This is a genomic window from Galbibacter kalidii (assembly GCF_026241135.1).
In the GTDB taxonomy this organism is placed as follows: domain Bacteria; phylum Bacteroidota; class Bacteroidia; order Flavobacteriales; family Flavobacteriaceae; genus Galbibacter.
The window spans coordinates 219,792-228,777 of the sequence record NZ_JAPFGA010000006.1; the positions used below are offsets into that span (position 1 = coordinate 219,792).

The 8,986-nt window shown below is 35.6% G+C and carries 14 protein-coding genes; 9 read left to right on the forward strand and 5 right to left on the reverse strand.

Annotated elements, in window-relative coordinates; all coding sequences use genetic code 11:
* Positions 1–219: 219 nt before the first annotated feature.
* The 8 genes from OOZ15_RS08705 to OOZ15_RS08740 all read left to right on the forward strand — a co-directional run bounded on the left by OOZ15_RS08705 (position 220) and on the right by OOZ15_RS08740 (position 3,817).
* Positions 220–543: an ArsR/SmtB family transcription factor gene (locus OOZ15_RS08705; protein ID WP_265955875.1), complete on the forward strand. Its 324-nt coding sequence runs from the start codon at positions 220–222 to the stop codon at positions 541–543.
* A gap of 4 nt (positions 544–547) precedes the next feature.
* Positions 548–1,012 carry an SRPBCC domain-containing protein gene (locus tag OOZ15_RS08710; protein ID WP_265955877.1) on the forward strand — a complete coding sequence of 155 codons (465 nt, stop codon included), beginning with the start codon at positions 548–550 and terminating at the stop codon, positions 1,010–1,012.
* A gap of 6 nt (positions 1,013–1,018) precedes the next feature.
* Complete coding sequence (locus OOZ15_RS08715; protein WP_265955879.1) at positions 1,019–1,402, forward strand: DoxX family protein; 384 nt, start codon at positions 1,019–1,021, stop codon at positions 1,400–1,402.
* Between the two features lie 7 nt (positions 1,403–1,409).
* Positions 1,410–1,808: a tRNA (N6-threonylcarbamoyladenosine(37)-N6)-methyltransferase TrmO gene (gene tsaA, locus OOZ15_RS08720; RefSeq protein ID WP_265955880.1), complete on the forward strand. Its 399-nt coding sequence runs from the start codon at positions 1,410–1,412 to the stop codon at positions 1,806–1,808.
* A 127-nt stretch (positions 1,809–1,935) separates the two neighbouring features.
* Positions 1,936–2,202: a hypothetical protein gene (locus OOZ15_RS08725; protein WP_265955881.1), complete on the forward strand. Its 267-nt coding sequence runs from the start codon at positions 1,936–1,938 to the stop codon at positions 2,200–2,202.
* Positions 2,203–2,217: 15 nt separating this feature from the next.
* Positions 2,218–2,937, forward strand: coding sequence for a hypothetical protein (locus tag OOZ15_RS08730; RefSeq protein WP_265955883.1), 720 nt, complete (start codon positions 2,218–2,220; stop codon positions 2,935–2,937).
* 5 nt (positions 2,938–2,942) lie between these two features.
* Positions 2,943–3,344, forward strand: a complete 402-nt coding sequence (locus OOZ15_RS08735) for an ester cyclase (protein ID WP_265955884.1) — start codon at positions 2,943–2,945, stop codon at positions 3,342–3,344.
* A gap of 41 nt (positions 3,345–3,385) precedes the next feature.
* On the forward strand, positions 3,386–3,817 hold the full coding sequence (locus tag OOZ15_RS08740) for an EthD family reductase (RefSeq protein ID WP_265955885.1): 432 nt from the start codon (positions 3,386–3,388) through the stop codon (positions 3,815–3,817).
* A 225-nt stretch (positions 3,818–4,042) separates the two neighbouring features.
* On the opposite strand, the gene OOZ15_RS08745 is transcribed toward OOZ15_RS08740, so the two are convergent.
* Together OOZ15_RS08745 and OOZ15_RS08750 are read right to left on the reverse strand one after the other, a co-directional pair.
* Positions 4,043–5,155 (reverse strand): Sb-PDE family phosphodiesterase, encoded by a 1,113-nt coding sequence (locus OOZ15_RS08745; RefSeq protein WP_265955886.1) that lies wholly within the window; start codon positions 5,153–5,155, stop codon positions 4,043–4,045.
* Positions 5,156–5,287: 132 nt separating this feature from the next.
* On the reverse strand, positions 5,288–5,752 hold the full coding sequence (locus OOZ15_RS08750) for an RNA methyltransferase (RefSeq protein WP_265955887.1): 465 nt from the start codon (positions 5,750–5,752) through the stop codon (positions 5,288–5,290).
* 415 nt (positions 5,753–6,167) lie between these two features.
* On the opposite strand from OOZ15_RS08750, the gene OOZ15_RS20280 reads away from it, so the two are divergent.
* The gene (locus OOZ15_RS20280) at positions 6,168–6,302 is read left to right on the forward strand and encodes a transposase (RefSeq protein WP_416337316.1); all 135 of its coding nucleotides are present in this window, start codon (positions 6,168–6,170) and stop codon (positions 6,300–6,302) included.
* A gap of 226 nt (positions 6,303–6,528) precedes the next feature.
* Here OOZ15_RS20280 and OOZ15_RS08755 read toward each other — a convergent pair whose 3' ends face one another.
* The 3 genes from OOZ15_RS08755 to OOZ15_RS08765 all read right to left on the reverse strand — a co-directional run bounded on the left by OOZ15_RS08755 (position 6,529) and on the right by OOZ15_RS08765 (position 8,889).
* Entirely contained in the window at positions 6,529–7,479 is a 951-nt protein-coding gene (locus OOZ15_RS08755) for a helix-turn-helix domain-containing protein (protein ID WP_265955888.1), read from the reverse strand.
* Positions 7,480–7,904: 425 nt separating this feature from the next.
* On the reverse strand, positions 7,905–8,294 hold the full coding sequence (locus OOZ15_RS08760) for a DUF1398 domain-containing protein (RefSeq protein WP_265955889.1): 390 nt from the start codon (positions 8,292–8,294) through the stop codon (positions 7,905–7,907).
* Between the two features lie 79 nt (positions 8,295–8,373).
* Positions 8,374–8,889 (reverse strand): helix-turn-helix domain-containing protein, encoded by a 516-nt coding sequence (locus tag OOZ15_RS08765; protein ID WP_265955892.1) that lies wholly within the window; start codon positions 8,887–8,889, stop codon positions 8,374–8,376.
* Positions 8,890–8,986: the final 97 nt, after the last annotated feature.

The following is an 8,986-nucleotide window of genomic DNA, read 5'->3' on the forward strand; positions in this document are numbered from 1 at the left end:
ATTTGTCATTTTTGCCTGTTTTAACTTGATTCTAAACAACATAATTTTATCATCATCAATCAAAAGACAAACAGTGAAATTTAATTAGGTATAGGACAGCGCTCTGATAATTAGGGCGCTGTTTAATGTGGTTTTTAGAATCTCAAAACCATAAAAGTTCAAAAAAAACTTGCGCAGTTAAATAGTTGCGTATATATTTGCAGTCAAATAACTGCATAAATGAAATTAAGAAGAGACGTATTTCAGGCCATAGCCGACCCAACACGCAGAGCGATTATCACATTGGTGGCTGTTAATGCAATGACCCCAACAGCGATTGCCGAAAATTTCGATTCGTCAAGGCAGACCATTTCAAAACACATTCAAATTCTTACCGAATGCGAAATACTCAAGCAAAAGCAAAAAGGAAGGGAAATTTACTATCAGCTTGACCCAAACGGAATGAAAGAAATAGCTGACTTTATTGAACCTTTCAGAAAAATGTGGGATGCCCGATTTAACACCTTGGAATCCGTAATGAAAAAACGCCAACTAAAAAAATAGAATAATGGAACAAAAAACAAAGGTCAATGCTGAGGAAGGCAAACAAGAAATTTTAATAACTAGAGAATTTGACTTACCGGTAGAGCTCCTTTTTACCGCTTATGCAGAACCGGAAATAGTAGAGCAATGGATGGGGACAAAAGTGTTAAAACTTGAAAGTAAAAAACACGGCTGTTACCAGTTTGAAACCACAGATCCTAAAGGGAATAAACACGGCTTCAATGGTGTGATTCACGAGTTCTTACCTAATCGGAAAATCATACGGACTTTTGAAATGGAAAATCGTCCTTTTGGTGTTCAGCTTGAAGTGTATGAATTTGAAAGATTGACCGAAAACACCAGTATATTAAAACAACAAGTCATCTATCAGTCGGTTGCATATAGAGACGAAAATTTAAAATTACCGTTTAAACAAGGCATTAACTGGGCGCATAATCGACTACAAGAAATTTTAAATAATCTAAAATAACATATCATGACAAAAAGAAACAAAATCATTTATTGGGTGTCCACCATTTTTCTTGCATTTGGAATGTTAGCAGGTGGTATACAACAATTGTTACAAATAGGCGGCTATGTAGATATTGTCAGTCAATTGGGTTATCCAATCTATTTATTGTCCATTTTGGGGTTCTGGAAAATACTAGGGGTGGTAATCGTGCTTATTCCAAAAGTCCCTTTACTCAAAGAATGGGCTTACGCCGGGTTTTTCTTTGCTATGTCCGGAGCAGCAGCCTCACATATAGCGATGGGGCAATCGTTTCAAGACGTTGTTCCTTCGTTAACACTTTTAATTATGATTGTAGTATCCTGGTATTTTAGACCAACCGATAGAAATATTCGTTCTGTAAAACAATAGTCATAAAATGAAACTAAAAAGCGTTGATGTAAAGCCAATAGGTTATATTATTTCACAATTGACCGATCTTAAGGATTGTCCTTTACAGGAATCCGAAAATGCCCCGGAAGCATATTTAGAATTGCAGCCGCAATATACAGAAGGGATTAAAAACATTAAGGTTGGGGACAAAATAATCATACTGACCTGGTTTCATTTGGCTGATCGAGAAACATTAAAGTGTCCTAAGCGTTACATGATTGGTTCAGAAGAATTTGGTGTGTTCTCTACGCGTTCTCCTGATAGGCCTAATCCCATTGGCTTGCACACGGTGACTATCATAGAAAAATTGAATAAACAAAAGATTAAAATATTCCCCATGGAAGCACTCGATGGAACACCTGTAATTGACATTAAACCAGTTTGATGTGGCAATATCAAAAGGTTAATTTGTCGTTTTTGCCCGTTTTAATCTAACTCTATACCATATATTTTTGTAAGAATCATCATCATCCTGACGATAAATGTCAGGATAAAATCAAAAAAAGACGCTTATGCAAACAAAGACAAGCAGCTTTAAATCAAGTAAAGATGACAGAGCTAGACTACATGTATTGGTGTTTGCGTCCACGATTAACCAAGAAGACAAAGTAGATAGGATATCTTGTGAACTACTTAAAATCGAAGGGGTTTATAGTGTGAATGTGGACCTAGAAGATTGGGAGAATATCCTTCGTGTAGAATGTGAATCGGAAAGACTTTCAGAAATCATTAAAGAAAAAGTATCAAAATTGGGCTTTGCATGTAAAGAGCTAGTGTGATAAAATCAGGTAATTATGAGATTGTATATTTTAACTGTTGCCCTTTTGGTTTCTGCTCAAGCATTTTCTCAGAACAATATAAATGCCTTTTTTGAATATGACATTAAAGATGGCATGAAAGAAAAGTTCATCAATGGTTACGAAAAAGACGTGGCATGGCAACTCTCGCAAGGTGACGATTGGTTGTGGGGAGCTTGGTTTGTTTTAAATGGAGAGCGCAGAGGCCGGTTTATAGATGTTACTCCCAATCACAATTGGGATGATTTTGATAATTGGATAATAAATGGCGCAGAAAATTCAAGACATAACAACATTCATTGGATTCCTTATGTGCAAAATCCTTCAGGCAGTTACCAAGCCACGCTATTGAAACATAGTAATTATAAAGAAAACTGGTTCACATCAAAATACCTTCAGGTCTATAAACTGGAAATAGAGCAAGGGGAGGAAGAAACTTTTAAGCATTTTTTACAAAAAGTAAAACCTCTTATGGAGCAACGACTTCAAGGGCTTACTTTTCTATGGATGCAAAATATATCTGGCGGTAATATAAATGAACATTGGTTTCTTGTCTCTGTTGATGGACTAAAAGATCTCAAAAAGTGCGAAAAACTATTCCTGTTTTCAAACGAGCAAAAAACATTGTCACAGCTTTACGGTAAAGCAGTCAATAAAAATATATCAGAATTATGGAAACATGTACCGAAGCTTAGTGTGTATGATAAAATTCAATAAATAATATGGATATCGAAGAAAATAAAGAGGTAGTCCTTCGTTTCAATAAAGAGTTTATCGAGCAGGGAAATGTAGATGTACTCAATGAGGTTGTATCAGAAAAATTTACCAACCACACCGTGCCTTCCGGTTATCCAAGCGACGTAAATGGGCTCATTCAATTTGCTGAAATACTTCGTAAGGAGTTCCCCGATTTAAAAGTATTCGTTCACCAACAGACAGCCGGAAGTGACATGGTTTGTACACATAAAACCATTCAAGGAACCCATCTCGGAGAAATTATGGGACACCCACCAACCGGAAAGAAAGTAAAAATGACCGTAACAGATATGGTTCGGTTGAAAAACGGAAAATACATTGATCATTGGGCTGAAAATGACATCATACAAGTGATACAGTCACTATAGCGAAAAAAATTAACTCGTAAAACAACTAAAATCAATTTATTATGACAACCAAAATCAAATTTTTATTGAGAGTCTTCGCCTTTATGGGCTTGATAAGTTGCAAAAATAGCCAACTTGAAAACCCATATATCTCAAATGGGATATTCAAAGTGGCAATACTTTACCCGAGCGGGGAAGGCAAAACCTTTGATATGGACTATTATGAAAAGAAGCATATGCCCATGGTAGCCGATTTTTTAGGCGAAAATTTAAAGTTCTATGAGATCGATAAAGGCGTAGCCGGCAGAATACCTAATGATAAGGTCCCTTTTGTAGCTATAGGCTATTTTTATATTAATGATGTTGCTGAATATAATGAAGCAATAGGACAAAATATAGATACAATTAGAAATGACTTTAAAAATTATACCAATATTAAGCCCGTTATACAGATAAGTGAAATCAAACAGGTAGAGTACAATGACACAAAATAAGGAGTAGGGACAAGGTATTGTCTCGATAGAGTACTGAAGGAAAATCAAGATAAAAAACATTTGACTGAAGAACATAGAAAAAGATGGATGAGCCTCCTTTTTTCTTGAAACAGCAGATGAAATTCAATTGCCCAACGGAATGAAATCGGGAGATATTCTACAACTAAATGGGCAATCAGAATTTTTCTTTAAAGAAAACAAAATTATAAAGATTAAGGATAATAACTAGAAAGAGCCCTTTAAAACAACCAGCGGATGATTTTTAGGAACATTGACAGCATTCAATACTTCAAAAGACAAGCTGATATTTGACAGTCGGTCAATGGTTTTAACTTCAAAGGTGTTTTCGCCGGGTTTTATAGTTAATAAATCTGCATGATCATGAAAGGTGTAATCAGACTTATTTTTTAGGCTAAAAGTTGTGCTACTTAAGTTTTCTATCGTGACTGTTAATACGTTTGATTTACCTGAATAAGAAGCATTTTTAATTTTTAATGAAGATTCAATTAATGGAATTAAAAACTCATCTCTCCCGATCAGTAAATCGTTAAAAGAAACAACGGTTCGTCTATTTTCCAAACCTTCTTTAATAGCATCCGCATTACGTTCTTTTGCAAACACCAGGGTTACAGGTCGGTGACCACCTTTGTTTACCTCGTAGTCCCAATCGATCAATCCGTGAATATCACTTGTACCCATGATGGTCATATTGTTGTCTAAGGCTATTTGTAAGGCTTCATCAGAATAGGTATACATATTAACTACTTCGATTCCGTTCAGGAGCTCTTCCTTTATTAACATTTTGTGCATATCCGTAAGTTTAGCGACACCATCCGGGCGTTGGCTGACCCACGCAGGGTGATTCCAGAAAACGAAAGCTCCTTGTTTTTTGGCTTCTTTAAAAACAGCGACTGAGTCATCAATCAATAATTTATTGTTATCCTCCAGAAAAATAGCATTGTTGTGGCCCGGCGGCATGCTTCGGGTTATTTCGGAACCACGAACGATGATAAGGTCGTGATCCTTGGCCTCTTGAAGGGCTATTTCATGACTTCGATTACGATCAGGATGAGGGATGTCAGCTTTATGGGGTTGATATTCCAGATGTTCTGTCAGTGATATGGCATCCAAACCGTCCATCAAAGCTTCCATCACCCGGATATTGGGCCATACTTGTCCGTCAGAAAAAACAGTATGTTGATGAAAATCACATTTTAGTGTTTTATAAGCGGGGATGTCCGGAAATTCCAAGGCGCGCCCTAATCGATGATCGTGTTCAGATTGTGCACATAGCATTGTGCAATAAAAGCTTACTAGGAGAGGTAGGATTTTTTTCATGAGAACCGTTTTTATTTCTCATAAAGTTACAGAAAGTAAGATTAATTCAGGATTAACAAGATGTAAATTAACTTTCAAATTAGATGCAGAGCCACTATTGATGCTGAATTACACCTTAAAAACAAAGAAAAGTTAATAAATAACGGCTCCTTTTAGGGATCGATCATACATGACAATACTACCAGCTACAGCAACATTCAAACTGAAGGTAGATTTAAATTGTACTAGCTTATGGGATTTTTTAATGGCTTCATTACTCAAGCCGTGATCTTCAGCACCTAATAGGTAAACAGCTCTTCTCGGATGTTGAAAAGTTTCTAGCGGCTCGGCATTTTCATTTAGCTCGACACCAATCAACAATGCACTTTTTGGCAGGTGTTGGTAAAAATCATCAAAAGTATCATAATGGAAATAGGGCATGGCACCAACCGCTTTATGAGTATCGCTTGCTTGTTTATGATATCGATTACCAATAGTGAAAATAAAGCTTGCTCCCATATTTTGTGCAGACCGCCATAACACCCCTAGATTTTCAGGTGTCTTCCCGTTTTGAATCCCGATACCAAAATATCCTTGTTCTAAGTTGTCTACAACCATAAAAATTTATTGACCGCTTTTCTGTTTGGGTGTAAAATTAGATGTTTCCGGTATCATACTCAAAAAAGTACTTTTATTATTTTCCAAAGTTTTATGAAATTCTTTTCTGTAATGTGAATGTTCTGATGAGATATATTATTTATTGCACTCAAATCTCATTTGAGTCAATTTTATTAATACTTAATTATAAATACATTTAAAAATGAAATCTGCACATTATATATTGTTGATAATTGGTGTGCTTTTGCTACAGTTTACCAAAGCATAAACGAAGGCAATATTAACAATCTACCCATACACAAGTATCATTTAATCATTAATAAAAAACGGTTAATTATACCGGTATAGCTGTTGAGGCAATGACTATAGATGGGGGTATCCCGGAGCTTGTTCCGAATGATTCTCCGAAGAAACAATCAGTGCAGTGAAAAGTATAACAGCGAAAGAAATTTTCAGGCCTCATCCAGAAGTGAAACAGCTTCTTTGGGGTGGAAAATTATGGATGAGCAGATATTATGTCAATGGCAATATGCCAATGAGGAAGTCATAAAGAAACACCTTCATAATCAAGGTATTTCGGATTACGAAAAGATACATTCAAGTCAACTGTGGTTGTTTTGATATCTTGACGGCTCTGTCTTGAAGTAGTTCATTCTAGAATTCTGTGTTATTAAAAAACAAAACCGCCTTAAAAAGACGGCTATGGGGGTCAATATTTTATGAATTATAGGCTCGCGGAATGGTTACCAATGTTACCAACAGTGTTTTTGTCCTTTTTATTCTAACACTGTAATACCTGTCAAATTTGCTTGGTTGTTTTTTAAAAACGCATAGGTTATTTTGTCCACCCTACAGTTGATAAATTGTACTTTTTTAAACTTTCTGTTATACTTAAAAAAGGTGTTTAAAATAGTTGCGTTTTGAAATTTAACATTATAAAACGCACAGTTTTCAAATTGGCAGTCCTCAAAATTGCCTTCAAAAACGACATCACTTATACCTGTATTTTTAAATGAAGTAAGTTTCCACACTACATTTTTAACAATATTGCTCTCGAAATAGCCTTCAATAATCTCTGCACCCGAAAAGTCTGCCTCAGAAAAATTACATTTTCCAATATTGTTTTTCAAAAATACGGCATCTATAAAGGAGCAATTATTAAATTGATTATTGAGTAGGTTTGAGGACTGAATTTTACTGTTTCTTATATTCGAAGATGAAAAATCACACAATTCAATATTATTTTTTCCAAGAATAAGTCCCGACAAGTCGGCGTTCATAAACTTGCAGTTTTTCATATTTGAAGAACTGAATTTTTCCGTCAAATTCTTTAAACCTGAAAAGTCAGCGTCAACCCAGTTTCCTTGAGACATATTCCAATTCCAGTCAAAATTTTTATTAGGTTTGGATATAGGGTTTTCTACTGTTTGCGTGTTATACGTCTCATATTTGGTCGTTTCAACGTCAACGGTCTGAAAGCCATCAGAGAAGTAGTTAAGGTCAACTCCTAAAATTTCTGCAAGTCTGTTTAAGGTCGTGATGTCTGGCATAGATTCGCCACGTTCCCATTTACCCACTGCTTGTGGACTGATCGAGACATGTTTTGCAAGTTCCGATTGTGAAAGATTAATTTTCTTTCTTGCTACGGCAATTTTATTGCCAATTGATTTTGAATTTAGCATCATATTATTATGTTTTTTTGATGCTACAAAGTTATTTTGCACCATTGTCGTCATTCAAATAAAGTCCGCTACCATTAGTTGCTTTTACGCTACTTTTAGTTGTATTCCGACAACTATTCATTGTTTTTGATGTCTTTGGGTAATTTCTGTTTCGATTTTGTCATTAATTGTCTTGGTTGTCCAACATTGCTGCTAACTCGTTATAGCATTCCAAATATAATAACTTAACGGGGTTATTTTCCGGATAACAGTACTTTTTGGTTTTCTTTATAAATCCAAAATGGACATAAATATAAAACAAAATCTCCCCAATCTTCCAGAAGGAATTTTCCCCAATTCTCAAAAAAATCGTTTGCAACCAAAACACTTAACAGTTTCCTATATGAAAACAACATGCCCAGCTTAGCCAACACGGCGTTCATGTTTGACCGTACGAGCCACATGAACGCTTAGTTGTTGTAGGCAGTTTTTTATCGCGGTATTTCTTCAACCAGAATTTTATTTCCTGCTTTGTCGAAGTAAATACAGGTCATTTCGTCCATACAAACAGCCCATTTTTCAATGCCCGATTTGGCTGCGTCATTGCAAAAAGTTGGATAATCTGTCTTGCCATCCTGATGGGCTTTTAAGTCAGTTTTAAACTGTTTTTCGTTAGACGTTTCCGCTACTGTCAGAATTTCGTATTTCGCAGGAGATTTCGTCTTATAGTCATTCGCTCCATAATAGTCGGTATGCCCGTCTGCTACAAAAGTTTCGTAATACGTTACTCCTAACTTTTTCAGGTCTTGAATGTATGCAGGGAAGTCCGCACCTGATTTCACTTTGCTGTGAGCCTCTTTGATTTGTTCTACTGTAAACATTGTCTTTTTATTTTTTCATTTTGGTTACAATGCAAAGATGCAATGGCTAAAATCTCTGTAATTGTAAAAAATCGTTTTTCTACAAGAAGCGTTTGAAATTTTCAGGTGTGGTTCCTGTATACTGTTTGAAGTTTTTAATGAAATGGGCTTGGTCGAAGAAATTATTTTCGTAGCAGATTTCTGTAAGCGATTTGGTCTTATTCAGATTATCAAGAACTGTGTTAAAGCGAACAATAGAAGCAAATTTCTTGGGTGTTGTCCCGACAACTTTTCTAAAGCGTTTTTCAAACGGACTTTGACTGATAGATAGTTTTTCGTTGAGTTCTTTTATTCGGATTGTTCCTTTGGCTTCGTAAATGAGTTTCACAGCGTCTACAATCAGTTTATCGGTTTTCAGGTCTTTGAGTTGAGAGATTAAAAACTGTTCAACAATTTTAATTCTCTGTTTGTCTGATGTGGCGAAGTGTAATTTTTCTTCCACTTCGTTGACGCTTTCTTTATCAAATATATCTTCTAATGAAAGGCTTAAATTGAATAATTCGTATGCAGGATGAGAAGTAAAATGCGTAAAACCGATTTCGGTAAAATAAACCAATAGAGGTCAGTATTTAAATACGTATCTTCAATCATAGTAAATATATTAAAAAATGGACATATTTAAAGGGCAAAACCTTCTGGAGTTCTCCGATCGC